Annotated in this window: 18 protein-coding genes and 1 rRNA gene; 10 read left to right on the forward strand and 9 right to left on the reverse strand. The window is 74.9% G+C overall.

What is annotated here, in order from left to right; all coding sequences use genetic code 11:
• Positions 1 to 123 precede the first annotated feature (123 nt).
• The 3 genes from rrf (at position 124) to KK617_RS16530 (ending at position 1,765) form a co-directional block, all read left to right on the forward strand.
• Positions 124 to 240, forward strand: a 5S ribosomal RNA gene (gene rrf / locus KK617_RS16520).
• 502 nt (positions 241 to 742) lie between these two features.
• Entirely contained in the window at positions 743 to 1,432 is a 690-nt protein-coding gene (locus KK617_RS16525) for a hypothetical protein (RefSeq protein ID WP_277501249.1), read from the forward strand.
• Between the two features lie 69 nt (positions 1,433 to 1,501).
• Entirely contained in the window at positions 1,502 to 1,765 is a 264-nt protein-coding gene (locus KK617_RS16530; protein ID WP_277501251.1) for a DUF4031 domain-containing protein, read from the forward strand.
• Positions 1,766 to 1,771: 6 nt separating this feature from the next.
• Here the strand turns inward: KK617_RS16530 and KK617_RS16535 are convergent, their stop codons facing one another.
• The 3 genes from KK617_RS16535 to KK617_RS16545 form a co-directional block, all read right to left on the reverse strand.
• Positions 1,772 to 2,347, reverse strand: coding sequence for a hypothetical protein (locus KK617_RS16535; RefSeq protein ID WP_277501252.1), 576 nt, complete (start codon positions 2,345 to 2,347; stop codon positions 1,772 to 1,774).
• 31 nt (positions 2,348 to 2,378) lie between these two features.
• Positions 2,379 to 3,182, reverse strand: coding sequence for an alpha/beta hydrolase (locus KK617_RS16540; RefSeq protein WP_277501253.1), 804 nt, complete (start codon positions 3,180 to 3,182; stop codon positions 2,379 to 2,381).
• Between the two features lie 90 nt (positions 3,183 to 3,272).
• Positions 3,273 to 3,983 (reverse strand): hypothetical protein, encoded by a 711-nt coding sequence (locus KK617_RS16545; protein WP_277501254.1) that lies wholly within the window; start codon positions 3,981 to 3,983, stop codon positions 3,273 to 3,275.
• Between the two features lie 76 nt (positions 3,984 to 4,059).
• Here KK617_RS16545 and rlmC point away from each other — a divergent pair, with 76 nt between their 5' ends.
• Positions 4,060 to 5,241 carry a 23S rRNA (uracil(747)-C(5))-methyltransferase RlmC gene (rlmC, locus tag KK617_RS16550; RefSeq protein ID WP_277501255.1) on the forward strand — a complete coding sequence of 394 codons (1,182 nt, stop codon included), beginning with the start codon at positions 4,060 to 4,062 and terminating at the stop codon, positions 5,239 to 5,241.
• Between the two features lie 58 nt (positions 5,242 to 5,299).
• On the opposite strand, the gene KK617_RS16555 is transcribed toward rlmC, so the two are convergent.
• The gene (locus KK617_RS16555; RefSeq protein ID WP_277501256.1) at positions 5,300 to 5,701 is read right to left on the reverse strand and encodes a hypothetical protein; all 402 of its coding nucleotides are present in this window, start codon (positions 5,699 to 5,701) and stop codon (positions 5,300 to 5,302) included.
• Positions 5,702 to 6,005: 304 nt separating this feature from the next.
• Between KK617_RS16555 and KK617_RS16560 the strand changes: the two genes are divergently transcribed.
• Positions 6,006 to 6,785 (forward strand): Rho termination factor N-terminal domain-containing protein, encoded by a 780-nt coding sequence (locus tag KK617_RS16560; protein ID WP_277501257.1) that lies wholly within the window; start codon positions 6,006 to 6,008, stop codon positions 6,783 to 6,785.
• A gap of 28 nt (positions 6,786 to 6,813) precedes the next feature.
• Here the strand turns inward: KK617_RS16560 and KK617_RS16565 are convergent, their stop codons facing one another.
• Entirely contained in the window at positions 6,814 to 7,641 is an 828-nt protein-coding gene (locus tag KK617_RS16565) for a sigma-70 family RNA polymerase sigma factor (RefSeq protein ID WP_277501259.1), read from the reverse strand.
• Positions 7,642 to 7,998: 357 nt separating this feature from the next.
• Between KK617_RS16565 and KK617_RS16570 the strand changes: the two genes are divergently transcribed.
• On the forward strand, positions 7,999 to 8,631 hold the full coding sequence (locus KK617_RS16570) for a hypothetical protein (RefSeq protein WP_277501260.1): 633 nt from the start codon (positions 7,999 to 8,001) through the stop codon (positions 8,629 to 8,631).
• On the opposite strand, the gene KK617_RS16575 is transcribed toward KK617_RS16570, so the two are convergent.
• Positions 8,628 to 9,299, reverse strand: coding sequence for a response regulator transcription factor (locus KK617_RS16575; protein WP_277501261.1), 672 nt, complete (start codon positions 9,297 to 9,299; stop codon positions 8,628 to 8,630). The two genes, KK617_RS16570 and KK617_RS16575, sit on opposite strands and share 4 nt — an antisense overlap.
• 224 nt (positions 9,300 to 9,523) lie before the next feature.
• On the opposite strand from KK617_RS16575, the gene KK617_RS16580 reads away from it, so the two are divergent.
• Positions 9,524 to 11,233, forward strand: coding sequence for an MDR family MFS transporter (locus KK617_RS16580; protein ID WP_277501262.1), 1,710 nt, complete (start codon positions 9,524 to 9,526; stop codon positions 11,231 to 11,233).
• Entirely contained in the window at positions 11,230 to 11,688 is a 459-nt protein-coding gene (locus KK617_RS16585; RefSeq protein WP_277501263.1) for a MarR family transcriptional regulator, read from the forward strand. Before KK617_RS16580 ends, KK617_RS16585 begins: the two co-directional genes overlap by 4 nt.
• A gap of 15 nt (positions 11,689 to 11,703) precedes the next feature.
• Here the strand turns inward: KK617_RS16585 and KK617_RS16590 are convergent, their stop codons facing one another.
• Together KK617_RS16590 and KK617_RS16595 are read right to left on the reverse strand one after the other, a co-directional pair.
• Complete coding sequence (locus KK617_RS16590; RefSeq protein ID WP_277501264.1) at positions 11,704 to 13,407, reverse strand: glycoside hydrolase family 13 protein; 1,704 nt, start codon at positions 13,405 to 13,407, stop codon at positions 11,704 to 11,706.
• 52 nt (positions 13,408 to 13,459) lie between these two features.
• Positions 13,460 to 14,833 (reverse strand): deoxyribodipyrimidine photo-lyase, encoded by a 1,374-nt coding sequence (locus tag KK617_RS16595; RefSeq protein WP_277501265.1) that lies wholly within the window; start codon positions 14,831 to 14,833, stop codon positions 13,460 to 13,462.
• Between the two features lie 83 nt (positions 14,834 to 14,916).
• Between KK617_RS16595 and KK617_RS16600 the strand changes: the two genes are divergently transcribed.
• On the forward strand, positions 14,917 to 15,603 hold the full coding sequence (locus KK617_RS16600) for a metal-dependent transcriptional regulator (protein WP_277501266.1): 687 nt from the start codon (positions 14,917 to 14,919) through the stop codon (positions 15,601 to 15,603).
• Between the two features lie 253 nt (positions 15,604 to 15,856).
• Positions 15,857 to 16,222: a hypothetical protein gene (locus KK617_RS16605; protein WP_277501267.1), complete on the forward strand. Its 366-nt coding sequence runs from the start codon at positions 15,857 to 15,859 to the stop codon at positions 16,220 to 16,222.
• 51 nt (positions 16,223 to 16,273) lie between these two features.
• Here KK617_RS16605 and KK617_RS16610 read toward each other — a convergent pair whose 3' ends face one another.
• Positions 16,274 to 17,041: an NAD-dependent protein deacetylase gene (locus tag KK617_RS16610; RefSeq protein ID WP_277501268.1), complete on the reverse strand. Its 768-nt coding sequence runs from the start codon at positions 17,039 to 17,041 to the stop codon at positions 16,274 to 16,276.
• Positions 17,042 to 17,144: the final 103 nt, after the last annotated feature.

Consider the following 17,144-nt stretch of genomic DNA (forward strand, 5'->3'; position numbering starts at 1 on the left):
CAATCGTCATGCTGCTTGTTATTGTTCGCGTCCACTGTCTGGTGTCTGAGACAACACACCATCCCGCTGCCCCCACACTTGACCGGTGGGGACGAGATGCGGGGATGTGTAAGTCAATAGAGTTACGGCGGTCATAGCGAGAGGGAAACACCCGGTCCCATTCCGAACCCGGAAGTTAAGCCTCTCAGCGCCGATGGTACTGCGACCGGGAGGTCGTGGGAGAGTAGGACGCCGCCGGACATTCTTTCCTAGGGGCTGTCACGACGCACCGCGTCGTGACAGCCCCTAGTCTCTTTTCTGGGGCGTCGCGAGCGCCCTGATCGCGACGTACGAGGAGACAGCCGTGGCAGACGACAGCAGCAAGGGACGTCGGTCCTCCGGTGGCCCCCGCCAGGGTGGCGGCGGGAACGGCCGGCCCCAGCGCCCGGGCGGGCGACCGGGAGGCTCGTCCTCCGGTGGCTCCTCGGCCGGCGGCGGTGGCCGCAGCTACGGCGGTGGCGGCGGCAAGGACGGCGCCGCGTCGGGTGGGCCGCGTCGTACCCCCGGAGGTGGCGGCTCCGGCCGTCCCGGTGCCGGCGGAGAGGGCCGCAGCGGCGGGGGAGCGCGCAGCGGCGCGCCCCGCGGTGGCGACCGACGTGGCCCCGGTGCGGGTCGTTCGGGTGGGCCCGGTGGCCCGCGCGCAGACCGCCCCTACCGGTCCGGCGAGCAGCGCGACCGCGTCGAGCGCTCGGTCGACCAGGCCGTGTACGACGGCCCCCCGCTCGAGGACGACATCACCGGCAAGGAGCTCGACCGCAACCTGGCCGCGCAGCTGAAGGGCCTGCCCGAGAAGCTCGCGGCCCGCGTCGCGCGTCACCTCGTGGCGGCCAGCCGCCTCATCGACACCGACCCGGAGACGGCGTACCAGCACACGCTGGCCGCGCGGGCGCGTGCTGCCCGCCTGGCGATGGTGCGCGAGGCCGTGGGCGAGGCGGCCTACGCAGCCGGGCACTACAAGGAGGCGCTCGCCGAGCTGCGGGCCGCCAAGCGGATGAACGGCGTGACGGCGTACCTGCCGATCATGGCCGACTGCCACCGCGCCCTGGGCCAGCCGGAGCAGGCGCTGAAGCTCGCCCACAGCCCGTCCGTCGCCGGCTTCCCGGTCGAGGCCAAGGCCGAGATGACGATCGTCGAGGCCGGCGCGCGCCTCGACCTGGGCCAGCACGACGCCGCGCTGCGCACGCTCGAGCAGGCGCCGCTCAACAACAAGACCCGCGCGGCCTGGGTGGTGCGGCTGCGGTACGTCTACGCCGAGGCCCTGCTCGCGGCCGGCCGGGACTCGGACGCCCTCGAGTGGTTCCACCGCACCCACGCCATCGACGGTGACGACGTCACCGACGCCGGCGAGCGGGCCGCCGCCCTGGAGAAGAAGCTGGACCGCTCCGGCGAGTGACGCCCCGGTCGGTGCCCCCGCAGGGCACCGACCGCTCCGTCCCCGGCGTCCGAGCCCTACGCTGCTCTCGTGGCCATCCTCATCGACCCGCCGCAGGTGCAGTGGCGGGACCGTTGGTGGTCGCACCTGGTCTCCGACACGTCGTACGACGAGCTGCACGCCTTCGCCGCTGCCCTCGGGGTGCCGCCGCGGGCTTTCGACCGGGACCACTACGACGTCCCGGACTCGCTGTTCGACGCCGCGGTCGCGGCAGGTGCCGAGGTCGTGCGGCCGCGCGACCTGGTGCGCAGGCTGGCCCGAGCCGGACTGCGCCGACCCAAGCGCCCCCGGTGAACCTGCTCAGGCGCCGCCCAGGTCCCTGATCTCGGCGGCCAGGTTGCGGCGGGCCGACGCTTCCCAGTGCTCGCGGGCGTACGCCGTGCGGAACAGGTGGGGGCGCCCCGCCAGGTCCTCCAGCACCGCGAGACGGCCCCGTCGGAAGTCGGCGTCGGCGACGGCGGCGTACTCCCGGCGCACGCCGGCGACGTACGCGGCGTACCGGGCCGCCGGCGCGGCGAGGATCGCGAGGTCGGCGTCGCAGAGGGCGGCCCCACGCGCGTCCCCCGGGGCGGTCGTGTGGTCGGCCGTGACCCGCACGAGGCGGGCCACCTCGTGGTGGTCGACGTCCTCCCCCGCCAGCTCGGACTCCGCCAGCTGCGCCGAGCGCTCCTCCGCCCCGGGTCGCCCGTCGTACACCGCGTCGTGGAACCAGGCCGCGAGCGTCACCACCCGGTCCTCGGCCCACCCCAGCTCCGCGAGCCGCTCGAGCACCTCGGTGAGGTGCCGCACGTCGTGGTAGCCGCGCCCGTCGGCGTACGCCGCCAGCAGGCGGTCACGCAGGTCGGCGCGGTGGGGCAACGGCCAGGGCGGGGTCACCGCACCAGGGTGGCAGAGCGGTCGGGGACCCTCAGGCCGCGGCGCCCGTGCGGGCGCGGCCGACGGTGGCGTCGACCAGGGCGACGATCTCGTCGGGGCTGTCGCTCATCGGCACGTGCCCCGCGCCGACCAGCGGCACGTGGTGGGCCTGCGGCAGGCGGTGGCGCGCCCGCGCGGACTGGCGGTAGGGGAGGATGCGGTCCTTCGTCCCCCAGGCGACGGTCGTCGGCACCGTGACGTCCAGACGGAACTCGTAGTCGAGCCCCTCCTTCGCCACCGCCTCGAAGCCCTCGCAGTGCTTGAGGGCCAGCGCGTCGCCGTACGTGCGGTCGCGGTCGTGCCGCTCGGGGTGGGCGTAGAGCGCCAGGCCGATGAGCCGGCGTCCGAGCGCCGGTCGGGCGGCGGCGGCCAGCCAGCGGTCGGGCAGCTGGGCCACGAGCCGGAGCACGGAGAGGATACCGAGCGCCTGGTACCGGTCGAAGCGACCGAAGAAGCCGGCCGGGCTCAGCGCGGTGACCGACCGGGCCAGACCGCGGGCGCCGAGCTCGAGGGCGATCGCCCCGCCGAGGGAGTTGCCCACCACGTGGGGGCGCTCGATGCCCCAGGCGGCGAACTGCTCGCCGAGGTGCTCGCAGGCCACGTCCATCGTGTACGGCACGCCGGCCGGGAACGCGGGTGACTCACCGAAGCCGGCGAGGTCCACGGCGATCACGTCGTACCGCTCGGCGAGCCGGTCGAAGACCGGACCCCAGGCCTGGCGGCGGTGACCGATGCCGTGGATGAGCACGACCGGCTCACCGGAGCCCTGGCGGGTGTGGACCAGCGGGGAGAACACCTGACGTACCTCCTGGAGCCGAATGTGACACCGGGAGTGTTACACCAAAACTGGCAGAAAGCACGCGCCGCCTGGACCCGCGCGACAGGTTCAGCCGACCGGGACGGTGAACGCCACCTCGAGCCGCTCGGTGACCACGACGTCGTCGAGCCGCACGTCGCCGTCACCGCCGTCGCCCCCGTCGCGCCCCGCGCCGCAGGCACCGTCGCCGGCCATCGCCTCGGCGAGGGTCTCGTCGAGCCCGAGGGTCACGACGGCGTCCACCATCCACCCCGGCGTGTCGACACCGGCGACGGAGACACCCGACGGGGTCAGCTCCAGCGCGCCGTCCTCGAGGGACGGCACCACGCTGGCGGAGAGCGGGATGGAGCCGAGCACGGCGTCGTAGGCCAGCTCGAGGGTGACCTCGCCGCCGCCGAGGTCGACCGTGGGGTCGGCACCGGCGAACGCCGAGCCCTCGAGCTGCTCCTCGACGAAGCGCTGGAGGCCGGCCTCGTCGAGGCGGGCGGTGCCCTCGACCCGACCGCCGAGGAGCTGCACGGCCACGGGGACGGCGCTCAGGTCGACGTCGATCCCCGCGGGCAGGCACTCGTCCTCGGCGGGCAGCGACTCGGCGAGCTGGCGGGGCCCCAGCTCGGAGACCACGAGGGCGGCGACCCCGAGGACGAGCAGCGCCGCAGCGAGGGGTAGGCGTCGGCGGCCGCTGCGGGGACGGTGGGCGAGGAGCACGAGTCCGAGGACGAGCGCGACCAGGCCGACGAGGGCGAGGCCGACCACGAGGGCCGCGACGAGGACGGGCATGGCGGCAGCATGGCACCCGGCGGCCCCCGTGATGCGCGATCGCGCCCGCGACCCGCGCTCTTGCTACCGTCGCCGGGTGGTCGGGACGGACGGCGGGGACGCAGCGGCGGGCGTCCGGACGGACCTGCTGTCACGCGGCACGCCCTGCGGCCACTTCGACACCGGCCGCTGCCGCTCGTGCGGGTGGCTGAGCCGTTCGTACGACGCGCAGGTGCGCGCGCTGGAGGACGAGGTCCGGGCCCTCGTGGGCGAGCGTGCGGACCTGGTCTGGGAGCCGACCGTCCGCAGCCGCACCGCGCACTTCCGCAACAAGGCCAAGATGGTCGTCGGGGGCAGCGTCGACGCGCCCACGCTCGGCATCCTGGACCCCCGGGGCCACGGGGTGGACCTGCGCGACTGCCCCCTCCACGAGACCCCGATCGTCGCCGCGCTGCCCGCGCTCGCCGACGCGGTGGCACGGGCGCGCGTCGCGCCGTACGACGTGAGCACCCGCCGCGGGGAGCTCAAGCACCTCCTCGTCACGAGCTCGCCCGACGGCGAGCTCATGGTGCGGTTCGTGCTGCGCTCGGAGGAGGCGGTGAGCCGGCTGCGCAAGCACCTGCCGGCGCTGCTCGCCGACGTCCCCGGGGCGCGGGTGGTGTCGGTCAACCTGCAGCCCGAGCACAAGGCGGTGCTCGAGGGCGAGCGGGAGCTCGTGCTGACCGACGAGGCGTCCTTGCGCATGCGGGTCAACGACGTCGACCTCCACCTGCTGCCGCAGAGCTTCTTCCAGACCAACACCGAGGTCGCCGCGGCGCTCTACCGCCAGGGACGGTCGTGGGTCGACGAGGCGGCGCCGAGCAGCGTCGCCGACCTCTACTGCGGCGTCGGCGGGTTCGCGCTGCACGTCGCGGGCCGCGGCCGCGACGTGGTGGGCGTCGAGGTGAGCGCCGCGGCCGTCGAGAGCGCCACCCGCAGCGCCCGCGAGCTCGGCCTGGACGCCCGTTTCCTGGCCGGCGACGCCACCAGCGCGCTCGAGGACGGGGCGGCGCCGGACCTCGTCGTGGTGAACCCGCCGCGGCGGGGGATCGGCGAGCGGCTCGCTGCCTGGCTCGAGGCCTCGTCGGTGCGTCACGTCGTCTACTCCAGCTGCAACGCGCGCACGCTCGCCCGCGACCTCGAGGCCATGCCGTCCCTGCGGCCCGTGCGCGCCCGGCTGCTCGACATGTTCCCGCACACCGCGCACCACGAGGTCGTCACGCTGCTCGAGCGGCGCTGAGGTCGCAGGCCCGGCCGGGGGCGGGGTCGGCCTGGGGCGGGGTCGGCCGGGGGTGGGCTCACCCGGGCGCCACGTCGTCGAGCGGCACGGGGCGCACCCGTGAGTCCGTGGCGAGGTGCACGACCTCGTGGCTCGTGCCCGCCCGGGCGCAGGCGTCGAGCAGGCCGCGGGCGTGCGCGCGGTCCTGGTCCGTCACGACGTCGGGGCCCGGGCGCGCCACCAGGAAGGCGAACCGGTGGGAGCCGCCGAGGACGGTCGCGTCGAGGTGGCGCAGGAGCACGGCGACCGACTCGACGTCGTCGGGGTCCATGCGCGCGGGCAGGTCGCTGACCTCCACGAGCTGCTCCAGGAGGACGTCGGTCTCGGCGTCGACGAACCCGATCCACAGCGCCGCCGCCGAGAAGCCCGACGGGCTCATCAGGCGGGTCCAGGCGCGCTCGAGGTCGCCCTGGGTGCGCACCACGAGAGGCGGAGCACCGGGGGGTGGGAACCGGCCGTCGGGCCGGGGGTCGGCCCGTGAGCCGGGGGGTGGCGAGCTCGGGGGTCGGTGAGGCCGGGAGTGCTGGTCGTCCGTCATGGCACCCAGCGTCGGCGGGCGCGACCACCGGCGCGACCGCTCCTCCACAGGGCCGGGAAACGTCCACAGCCCGGCGTCGCGGGGTCGTCGTCCCCAGGCCGGTCGGCGCGCCACCGGCCCGGGCCGCGCCGGGTCAGCATGGGTGGCCCGCGGCGCACCGTGCGCCGCGGAGTCGGAGGAGACGCTGATGTCGGCAGACGTCGCCGGGGCCGAGCGCCCCGCCCGTCACTGGTTGTTCGTGCTGAGCCGGGAGGACGCGCTGCGCGCCCGCACGGAGGGGCGGCTGCGCCTGTCCGCCACCGGGGAGGGACGCCTGCGGCGCACCGCCGCGGGGGACGGCGTGGTCGTCTACTCCCCCCGTGAGCGCAACAAGGCCGGCCCGCCGGTACGGCGCTTCACGGCGGCGGGGTTCGTCCGGGGGGAGGCGCCGTACCAGGTCGAGGGGGACGTTCACGGCTCGTGGTTCGTCGACGTCGAGCTGGACGCCGGCGGGGAGCCGGAGGTGCAGGGGCTGCTCGGCCGGCTGTCGTTCGTCCGCGACGCCCCGGGGTGGGGCGTGGTCTTCCGTCCGGGCTTCCTCGAGGTCGGCGCCGCGGACCACCAGGTGGTGAGGGACGCGATCCGGCAGTCCGGCTCGACGGGCGCGCTACGGTCGGGACCACCTGCGACAGCGACGAAGGAGGACGCCGTGGCGACCGAGAAGAAGCGTGACCCCGGGCCCAGCGTGAAGAACAAGAAGCTGTACGAGGACCTGCGCGACGACGGCGCGTCCAAGGAGAAGGCGGCACGCATCGCGAACGCAACGGCGCGCGACGGGGCCAGCACGGTGGGCAAGCGGGGCGGCTCGTCCCCGTCGTACGACGAGTGGACGGTCGACGACCTGCGCGGACGGGCGAAGGAGCTCGGCCTGTCGGGCTACTCGGGCAAGCGCAAGGCCGAGCTCATCGAGATGCTGCGCGACCACTGACCCGGCCACGGCCGGGGCAGGGTCGGCGTCAGACCGCCAGCACGGCGGGCGGGCGACCGGAGCTCGCCGCGTGGCGCGCCATCACGGCGCTGACGTAGGAGTCGCGTCGACGGGCGGCGCAGCCCCCGGGTCGCGCGGCCGGCTGCACGAGCTCGGGCGTGAGGGCGTGGTGCAAGGCGTCACGCAGGAGCACGAGGGCCTCGGCGCGGATCTGGGAGATGCGGGACTCGCTGACGCCCAGCTCGGCCGCGATCTCGGCCATCGGGCGCTCGGCGAAGAAGTAGCCCTCCACCACGACGCGCTGGCGCTCGGGGAGCTCGGCGACGGCCGCCACGAGGTACTGCAGCTGCTCCCGGTCCTCCACGAGCTCCTCGGGCGTCGCGGCGGTGCTGACCAGCGTGTCCTCGAGCGCGGTTCCCGTGGTGCTGTGCAGCGAGAGCACCTGGGCCCGGGCGATGTCGTCGTCGTTGGACTCGACCTCGGCGACGGAGAGACCCGCTTCGGTCGCCACCTCCTCGGCGCGCGCCGGGCGGCCCAGGGTGGCGGCCAGCTGCGCGCGGGTCTCGTCGAGGTCCCGGGCGCGCCGGCGCACCGAGCGCGAGGCCCAGTCGACGCTGCGCAGCTCGTCGAGGATCGCGCCGCGGATGCGCCGGGCGGCGTACCGGGTGAACGGCACCCCGCGGTCCTCCTCGAAACCCTGCGCGGCCTGCACGAGCGCGGTCAGGCCGGCGGAGGTGAGGTCGTCGCGGCTGACGTGGGCCGGGACGCGCGCCATCGTCTCGCGGACGATGTGGCCGACCAGGGCGACGTGCGACGTGACCAGCGCTTCCTGGTCGTGGGCTGCGTTCGGGCTCATGAGTCAATCGTCGGCGCGTCCGGCGCGAGAAGCACCACCCTGCGTGGTAATCGGGCTGAAGCGGCGCGCGGGTCGGGACCTTCGTCCCGGACCGGCTAGTCCGGGATGGTCATGCAGGAGGTCCCGGTCCCGGTCCGCCCGAAGGCCCGTGCAAGCGAACCTCAAGACGGGCTCAAGGGGTCCGGCGGCGTGCCCTGGACGCCGCGCCGCACCCCGACTGCCGAGGGCGGCGGTCGGATCGCCCCGCAGGAGGTCGACCGAACCCCTCAGGGCGACGGCGACGACGCCGATCGGAGGGGGGTCGCGACGGACGCGACCCGGCCCGGTGGGCCGTGCCCGTGGAGCGAGGAGGTGGGTGTGGAGGAGCTCTGGATGATCCTCTGGCGCGAGCGCGACCTCCTCGACGCGCTCGCCGACGAGCTCGCGGCGACCGGGCGGGCCCTCGCCGACGGCGGTGCCGGCCGGACCGGTGGCGCCGCGGCGGGGACCGGGGAGACGGACGCGGTGCTCGCGACCCTGCGGGGCACCGAGCTGCTGCGCGCCGTCGTCGCCGACGACCTCGCCGCCGGCTTGGGACTCGCGTCCGGGGCGTCGCTGCGCGAGCTCGCCGCCGGCGCACCGGAACCGTGGCGCCACCTCCTCGGCGAGCACCGCATCGCCCTCGTCGCGCAGACCCGGGCGATCGCGACCCTGGAGGCCGCGGGCCGCGGCGACGGGCTCGATGGCGCCGCGGCCGACGGCGCGGTCCTCGCCGCGGGCGCAGGTCCGACCGACGGGCCCGGTGGGCGACGTACCCCTGGGAGTCCGCCGGGGGAGGGCGGGGACGTCCTGGTGCTCGACCCGCCGTGGCGCGACGCCGGGGCCGCCGACGGCGTCGCCGGCACGGACGCCGGCCTCGCGACCGTCGTCGACCTGCGCGAGCGCCGGCGCGCCCGTGCGGCGCGCGCCCCGTCGTACCTGCAGCGCAGCCTCGTCGACTTCCTGCGCTAGCGGCGCGGGGGCGGCGGGTCGGTCAGTCGCATCTGGGCGGCGATGAGCGCGGCCTGGGTGCGGCGCTTCACCCCCAGGCGCGCGAGGAGGTGCGTGATGTGGTTCTTGACCGTCTTCTCCGACAGGAAGAGCTCGTCGGCGATCTCGCGGTTCGTCATCCCCCGGCCGACCAGCGCGAGGATGCGCTGCTGCTGCGGGGTGAGGGCGGACGCGTCGGTGTCGGCGCCGCGCTGGGTGCTCTCGCGCAGGCGCTCCATCGCGCGGATCGCCACCATCGGGTCGATGAGCGAGTGCCCGCTGGCGACGGCGCGCACCCCGCTGAGCAGCGAGCTGCCGCCGATCTCCTTGAGCACGTAGCCGTCCGCGCCCGCCAGGACCGCGCTCTGCAGCGCCTCGTCGTCGTCGTAGCTGGTGAGGATGAGCGCCCGCATGCCCTCCGTCGCCGCCTTGACCTCCCGGCACAGCTCGATGCCGGAGCCGTCGGGCAGGCGCGCGTCGAGGACGGCCACGTCGGGCCGGGTCTCGAGTATGCCCGCGAGACCGGCCGCGACGGTGCCGGCCTCGCCCACGACCTCGAGGTCGCCGTCGGACTCCAGCAGCGCGCGGAGGCCCCGCCGCACCACCTCGTGGTCGTCGACGAGGAACACGCGCACCGAGGACGTCGTCATGGACCCACTCTGGCCCGTCGCCGCCCGTTTGTCCCGTCCGGGCGGCCGGACGAGGCGGCGTGGCGGCGAGCGGCGGGTCCGGTACGGCGGACGGTCGGTCCGAGGGGCAGGTCACAGGAGGCATTGGTTGCAATCTGCAACCATCGGCGTATGGTTGCAGATGACAACCAACGCCGCGTGCCCATCCCGCGGTCCCTGACGCTGAGAGAACGAAGGTCCTGCCCATGGCGACGAAGCCGTCCCGGGCGGTCGAGGAACCGACCGCCACCCACCCCCACTCCCCGGTCGACCCCGAGGTCCGCGCCGACGTGCCCATGACGCACCGCGAGATCCTCACCGTGATGTCGGGCCTGCTGCTCGCGATGTTCGTCGCGATGCTCTCCTCGACGATCGTGACGAACGCGCTGCCGAGCATCGTCGTCGACCTCGACGGCGGTGAGGCCGGCTACACGTGGGTCGTCGTCGCCACGCTGCTGACGATGACCGCGTCCACCCCCATCTGGGGCAAGCTCGCCGACCTCGTCGACAAGAAGCGCCTCGTGCAGGTCGCGCTCGTGACCTACATCGTCGGCTCGGTCGCGGCCGGCTTCGCGCAGGACATGGGCGCGCTCATCGCCGCCCGCGCGGTCACCGGCCTGGGCGTCGGTGGCATGACCGCCCTCGTCATGGTGGTCATCGCCTCGATCGTCACCCCCCGCGAGCGCGGCCGCTACTCCGGCTACATCGGCGCCGTCTTCGCGATGGCGACCGTGAGCGGCCCGCTCATCGGCGGCTTCGTCGTCGACGCCCCCGGCCTGGGCTGGCGCTGGACCTTCTGGATCGGCGTCCCCGTCGCGCTCGTCGCCCTCGTCGTGCTGCAGCGCACGCTGCACCTGCCCGCCCCGGCCCCCCGCGCCGACGGCTCGCGGACGCGGATCGACTACCCGGGCGCCCTGCTCATCGTCGGCGGCGTCTCGGTGCTGCTCGCCTGGGTCTCGCTCGCCGGCCACCAGTTCGACTGGGCCTCGCCCACCACCGCGCTCATGGTCGTCGGCGGTCTGCTCCTGCTCGCCGCCGCCGTGGTCGTGGAGAAGCGCGTCGCGGAGCCCATCATCCCGCTGCGCCTCTTCGCCGACCGCACGACGACGCTGGCCACCCTGGCCTCCGTCATGGTCGGTGTCGCCATGTTCGGCTCGACGGTCTACCTGTCGCAGTACTTCCAGATCGCCCGCGGCATGAGCCCGACCCACGCCGGGCTCATGTCGACCCCGATGGTCGTCGGCCTCTTCCTCTCCAGCGTCATCACGGGGCGGGTCATCTCCGAGACGGGCCGCTGGAAGCGGTTCCTCGTCTCCGGCATGGTCGCCGTCGTCATCGGTCTCGGCCTGCTGTCGACCATCGACGAGACGACCTCGCTGGTGCGGATCGGCGCCTTCATGGTGGTCCTCGGCGTCGGGCTGGGCGCCACGATGCAGAACCTCGTGCTCGCCGTGCAGAACCAGACGGCCCAGCGCGACATGGGTGCGGCCAGCGCCCTCGTCACCTTCTTCCGCTCCATCGGCGGCTCGTCGGGCGTCGCGGCCCTCGGCGCGCTGCTCGGTCACCGGGTGGCGGACAGCGTGACCGACGGCCTCGCACGCCTCGGCATCGACGCCGGCGGGTCCAGCACCGCCCTGCCCGACCTCGACACGCTGCCCGGCCCCGTCCGCGACGTGTTCCAGGGGGCGTACGGCGACGCCACCGCCCTGCTGTTCCTCGTGGCCGTGCCGTTCGCCGTCGTGGCCCTGCTGCTCGTCTCCGCGATCCGCGAGGTGCCGCTGCGCACCACGCTCGACGTGGCCTCCGCCCCGGCTGCTCCCGACGCGGCCGACGCGGCCGACGCGGCCGACGCGAGCCCGGCCGCACCGGCCGCGGAGGGCGGGGAGCGCCGTACCGAGGTGGGCGCACGGCGATGAGCGACATCGACCTGAGCGTGCTCGGCGATCTCGAGCACGAGATCTGGGTGCTCCTGCGGCGGGTGCGCCGCAGCGTCGCCGAGCGCGGTCACGCCGTCGCGCCGGGCCTGTCGGCCCTGGGGTACGGCGTGCTCGACCAGCTGGCGCGCGACGGCTCCGGGCGGGCGGCCGACATCGGCTGCACGCTCGGGGTCGACAAGGGGGCCATGAGCCGCACGGTCCACCAGCTCGTGGACCTCGGCCTCGTCGAGCGCACCACCGACCCGGACGACGCCCGGGCCCTGGTGCTCGGGCTGACCGACCTGGCCCGCGAGCGTCTCGCGGAGGTCAACGTGGCCCGCCGGTCCCGCTTCGTCGGGGCGATGGCGGGCTGGACGAACGAGGAGCTCGCCGAGCTCGTCACCGGGCTGACCCGCTACAACGCCACCGTCGAGCCCGCCCTGGCACAGCGCTAGGGCGGGCCCGTCGGCTCAGTCGTCGAGGAACCAGGCGGCGGTGTCGGGAGCGAGGGTTCCGGTGGGCTCGGCGCCGCTGCTCAGCACCAGCGTGCCGACGCCGTCCGGCAGCTCGGCGGGCGCGTCGCCCGCGTTGAGAACGCAGACCAGCGGCCCGCGGCGGTAGGCGAAGACGTCGGTGCCCGCGTCGAGGATGTCGACCTCCTCGCCGGCGGTCAGGGCGAACGTGCGACGAGCCGCCAGGGCGCGACGGTAGAACTCCAGCGTCGAACCCTCGGCGCCGGTCTGCGCGGCGACGCTGAGACCGCCCCACCCGTCGGGCTGGGGTAGCCACGGCTGGCTGCCGGCGGCGGCCGGCCCGAACGCGTACGGCGGCTCCTCGTCGCCCCACGGGATCGGCACGCGGCAGCCGTCACGCCCGATGTCGGGCTTCGCGGTGTCCTTCGTGCGGAACCAGGACGGGTCGGTGCGGTCCTCGGGCGCGACCTCGACCTGCTCCAGGCCGAGCTCCTCACCCTGGTAGAGGTACGCCGAGCCCGGCAGGCCCAGCATCGCCAAGGTGGCGGCACGGCCCCGGGCCAGGCCGAGCTCGCCCCCGCCGTACCGGGTCACGTGGCGCACCACGTCGTGGTTGCTCAGCACCCACGTGGGGGTCGCGCCGTACGGCAGCAGCGAGGGGAGCGTCTCGGTGACGACCTCGGCGAACTCCTCGGCCGACCAGGCCGCCGAGAGCCAGTGGAAGTTGAACGACTGCTGCAGCTCGTCGGGCCGCACGTAGCGGGCGATCGCCTCGGCGGTGCGGGCCCACGACTCCGCGACCGCCATGCGGCGCCCGCGCGGGGAGTCGTCGTAGTCGGCGAGGACGCGGTGCCAGCGGCGGTAGACCTCGTGCACCTCCGGCTGGTCCCACATCGGCTCGTCGAGGCCCGCGAGCTCCACCATCGAGGCGGGGCCGTCGGCGTCGGGGTCGGGCAGCTCGGTGTCGCGCAGGCCCTCCTCCTTGAACAGGCCGTGGGCCACGTCGACGCGGAAGCCGTCGACGCCCCGGTCGAGCCAGAAGCGCAGCACCGACTCGAACTCGTCACCGACCTCCGGGTTGCGCCAGTTCAGGTCGGGCTGGGTGGAGTCGAAGAGGTGGAGGTACCACTGCCCCGCGGTGCCGTCGGCCTCGGTGACACGGGTCCACGCGTCGCCGCCGAAGACGCTCGGCCAGTTGTTGGGCGGCAGCTCGCCCTGCTCGCCGCGGCCCTCGACGAACATGTAGCGGGCCCGCTCCGGGCTGCCCGGTCCGGCCGCGAGGGCGGCCTGGAACCACGGGTGCTGGTCGGAGGTGTGGTTCGGGACGAGGTCCACGATCACCTTGAGGTCGAGCTCGTGGGCCCGGGCCAGCAGGTCGTCGGCGTCGGAGAGCGAGCCGAAGAGCGGGTCGACGTCGCGGTAGTCCGCCACGTCGTACCCGTGGTCGCGCTGCGGGGACGTGTAGAACGGCGTGATCCAGAGGGCGTCGACGCCGAGGCCGCGCAGGTGCGGCAGGCGCGAGGTGATGCCCGGGAGGTCGCCCACCCCGTCCCCGTCGCCGTCCGCGAAGCTGCGCACGTACACCTGGTAGACGACCGCGTGCCGCCACCAGGCGCCGTCCTCGGGCACGGCCGGGCCGCCCGAGGTGCTGCCGGTGGGGGAGGGGGTCGACGGGGAGCTTGGATCGTTCACAGCGACCATGCCCGCCATCGTGGCACAGCGCGGAAGGCCGGGGAGCGGGCGGAGGCCGCCCTCAGCGCCGGATGGCCTCCCAGCGGTCGAGGGCCTCGACGCGCTCGGCCTTGTGGTCGACCACCGGCGCCGGGTAGCCGACCGCCGTCCGGTCCTCCGGGGCGGGGTCGTGGACGTCCGCGCCGTCACCCAGCCCCGCCAGCTCGGGCACCCAGCGCCGCACGTACGCGCCCTGCGGGTCGAACTTGCGGCCCTGGGAGGTGGGGTTGAAGACCCGGAAGAAGGGTGAGGCGTCGGTGCCGCTGCCGGCGGTCCACTGCCAGCCGTGGTTGTTGGACGCGAGGTCGCCGTCGACGAGCCAGTGCAGGAAGTGGCGCGCGCCGTGCTGCCACTCCACGTGCAGGTCCTTGACGAGGAAGCTGGCCGTGATCATGCGCACGCGGTTGTGCATCCAGCCGGCGCCCCGCAGCTGGCGCATCCCGGCGTCGACGATCGGGAAGCCGGTGCGGCCCTCGCACCACGCCTCGAACGCCTCGCCGGGCGACTCGTAGGCCATCTGGGCGTACTCGGGCCGCAGGTAGTGGCGGGCCGAGTCGGGACGGCGGTGCAGCACGTCGGCGTAGAACTCCCGCCACGCCAGCTCCGTGCGGTAGGTGGTGCGGCTCCGCCCGGCCGAGCGGCCCAGGTCGGCCAGCATCGTGCGCGGGTGGATCTCGCCCCACTTCAGGTGCACCGACATCTTCGAGGTCGCGTCGAGGTCGGGCCGGTCGCGGGTCTCGGCGTACTCGTCGAGGTGGTCGGCGACGTACGCCGCCCAGCGCTGCGCCGCGGCCTCCTCGCCGGCGTCGGGCAGCCGCAACCCCTCGGGCAGCTCCACCTCGGGGACGTCCACGGTGTCCTGCAGCGTCAGGCCCCGCAGGCGGGTGGGGGCCGGCGCCGGGGCGTCCCAGCCGTGGTCGGCCCAGGCGCGGGAGAAGGGCGTGAAGACGGCGTACGCCGAGTCGTCGGCCTTGCGCACGCTCCCCGGCGGGACGGCGTACGGCGAGCCGGTGCGGACGAGCTCGATGCCGTGCTCCGCGAGCGCCTCCGCGACCCGCTCGTCGCGCGCCGCGCCGTACGGGTTGAAGTCTGCGCTGACGTGCACCGTGGCGGCGCCGACCGCGCGGGCCGCGGCGACCACCTGCTCGACGGGGTCCCCGTGCAGCACCGCCAGCCGCGCGTCGTGGGCGCGCAAGGAGCCGTCGAGGGCGCGCAGGGCGGCGCCCAGGTGGGACCGGCGGGAGACCCCGGCCGGGTCCCACAGCGCCGGGTCGAGGACGAAGAGCGGGAGGACCCCGTCGGCCTCGCAGGCGGCGAGCAGCGCGGGGTTGTCGCCGAGACGCAGGTCGCGGCGGAACCACATGACGGCGTGGTCGGCGGTGTGGTCGGCGGGCACCCGACCAGCCTGCCAGGAGGCGGAAGGAGCGGCCCCGGCTCGCGGTTCTGCGCCCGTCGGCGCCGTAGGCAAGAATGGGTCTCGTGAGCGATCTCATCGACACCACCGAGATGTACCTGCGCACGATCTACGAGCTCGTCGAGGAGGGGATCGTCCCGCTGCGGGCGCGCATCGCGGAGCGTCTCCACCAGTCGGGCCCGACCGTGTCGCAGACGGTCGCGCGCATGGAGCGCGACGGCCTGCTCACCGTCGAGGGCGACCGCCACCTCGAGCTCACCGACGACGGGCGCCGCCTGGCCGTGCGCGTCATGCGCAAGCACCGGCTCGCCGAGCGGCTGCTGACCGACATCATCGGCCTCGACTGGGAGCTCGTGCACGCGGAGGCGTGCCGCTGGGAGCACGTGATGAGCGAGACCGTCGAGCGGCGCCTGCTCGAGCTGCTCGACAACCCCACCGAGTCGCCGTACGGCAACCCCATCCCGGGTCTCGACGAGCTGGGTCAGGTCCAGTCGGCCGAGGAGTTCATGCAGGGCGTCGAGTCGCTGCAGGCCGTCGCCGGGGAGAGCGAGGCGCTCGTGCACGTGCGGCGGATCTCCGAGGAGATGCAGAAGGACGAGACGCTGATGAGCGCGCTGCGCCGCGTCGGCGCCCTGCCCGACAAGACCGTCACGGTCGTCGCCACCTCCGAGGGCGTGCTCGTCGGCTCCGGCGGCGAGACCGCCGAGATCTTCCCCGAGGCGGCCGAGCACATCTTCGTGCGCCGCAGTTGAGCGCCGTCGGGCCGGTCCTGGGCGGGAACGGAGGATTTCCAGAGGTTCCCTTGAGGTCGGGGCGGTCGTTCGTCGGTAGCGTCGTGCGTGCGTCGCCCCTCGCGGGGAGGGTGAGGGGCGACGCGAACACCGGCCCGGCACGCCACCCGTCCGCGGGGAGGAGCGTGGTCCAGACCGGTGTGACCCCCACCTGGTCGGTTCGTTGAGGTCGGCGCCGAGGGTGAGGGCCCCTCGCCGGCCGGGAGGACCACCTGTGGAGACGATCGACATCGTTCTCTCGCCGTTCGCGCGGCGCGCGCGCAGCGTCGTCCTGGCCCACGGCGCCACCCGCCTCACCCGTGGCCTGGAGCCCGGGGAGACCGTCGTCCTGCGCGACGAGCAGGGAGAGCTCCACACCGCGCACGTCGCCGACCTCGACTTCGACCTCGAGGAGACCTACTACCGCCTCGCGCTCGACGGCCCGGCGACCGGGCCGGGCAGTCCCGCGTCCGCGCCGGCCGAGCCCGGCTCCGACGACGACCTCGCACGCGTCGAGGAGCTGCTGCGCCGGGCACGCGAGGAGGGGCTCGCGCCGCCCGCCCGGCGGCCCTCGCCGGGGCCGATGGCCGCCGCGCGCTAGGCCGGGGCTGGATCGGAACTGGGGCTGGCTCGGGGCTGGGTCGGGGCCGGATCAGGGCTGGACCAGGTCGACCAGGAACGGCGTGCAGCCCGCCTCCACGGCGTACGTCGCGAGCTCGTCGCCGCGCGTCGCCCCCCGGTTGACCACGACGACCGGCAGGCCCGCCTTGGCGGCGCGGCGCACGAACCGGAAGCCGCTCATCACGGTCAGGGACGTGCCCACCGCCAGGAGGGCGCCGTCGGCCGGGTCGAGGGCGTCGAGGGCGGCGAAGCACCGCTCCACGCGCGCGGCGGGCACGTTCTCGCCGAAGAAGACGACGTCGGGCTTGAGCACCCCGCCGCACGCCTCGCACGGCGGGACGACGAAGTCGCGGGTCTCCTCCAGCGCCACGTCGCCGTCGGGACGGACCTCCACGTCGGCGTGCCGCTCGGTCCAGCCCGGGTTGGCCGCGGCCATCCGCTGCTGCAGGGCGACGCGCGTCGACGTACGGCGGCAGTCGAGGCACACGACGTCGGCGATGCGGCCGTGGAGGGCGACGACCCGGCGGGTGCCGGCCGCCTCGTGGAGGCCGTCGACGTTCTGGGTGACGAGCAGCTCGGGGTCGAGCCGGGCGAGGGCGTGGTGGCCCGCGTTGGGCTCGGCGTGCCGCATGCGGGCCCAGCCGAGGTGGCTGCGCGCCCAGTAGCGCTGCCGGGCCGCCTCGCCGGAGACGAAGTCGCCGTAGGTCATCGGCGTCGGGCGCGGGGGCAGGCCCTCGGCGACCGGGCCCCGGTAGTCGGGGATGCCCGAGTCCGTCGAGAGGCCCGCGCCGCCGAGCACGACGAGGCGCCGGCCGGCGAGCAGGTCGAGGGCGGCGCCGCGGTGCTCGGGCGCGGCCGAGCGGCCGGTCGTCGCGGCGGTGGCCGGGGCGGCCGGGGTGGCC

This window comes from Nocardioides sp. ChNu-99 (assembly GCF_029493445.1).
Classification (GTDB): domain Bacteria; phylum Actinomycetota; class Actinomycetes; order Propionibacteriales; family Nocardioidaceae; genus Nocardioides.

Coding starts and splice junctions, on each gene's coding strand:
- KK617_RS16575 (WP_277501261.1), bottom strand. CDS start 9,299: ATGACGACGTCCTCGGTGCGCGTGTTCCTCGTCGACGACCACGAGGTG.
- KK617_RS16560 (WP_277501257.1), top strand. CDS start 6,006: ATGTCGGCAGACGTCGCCGGGGCCGAGCGCCCCGCCCGTCACTGGTTG.
- KK617_RS16565 (WP_277501259.1), bottom strand. CDS start 7,641: ATGAGCCCGAACGCAGCCCACGACCAGGAAGCGCTGGTCACGTCGCAC.
- KK617_RS16545 (WP_277501254.1), bottom strand. CDS start 3,983: ATGCCCGTCCTCGTCGCGGCCCTCGTGGTCGGCCTCGCCCTCGTCGGC.
- KK617_RS16580 (WP_277501262.1), top strand. CDS start 9,524: ATGGCGACGAAGCCGTCCCGGGCGGTCGAGGAACCGACCGCCACCCAC.
- KK617_RS16590 (WP_277501264.1), bottom strand. CDS start 13,407: ATGGTCGCTGTGAACGATCCAAGCTCCCCGTCGACCCCCTCCCCCACC.
- KK617_RS16585 (WP_277501263.1), top strand. CDS start 11,230: ATGAGCGACATCGACCTGAGCGTGCTCGGCGATCTCGAGCACGAGATC.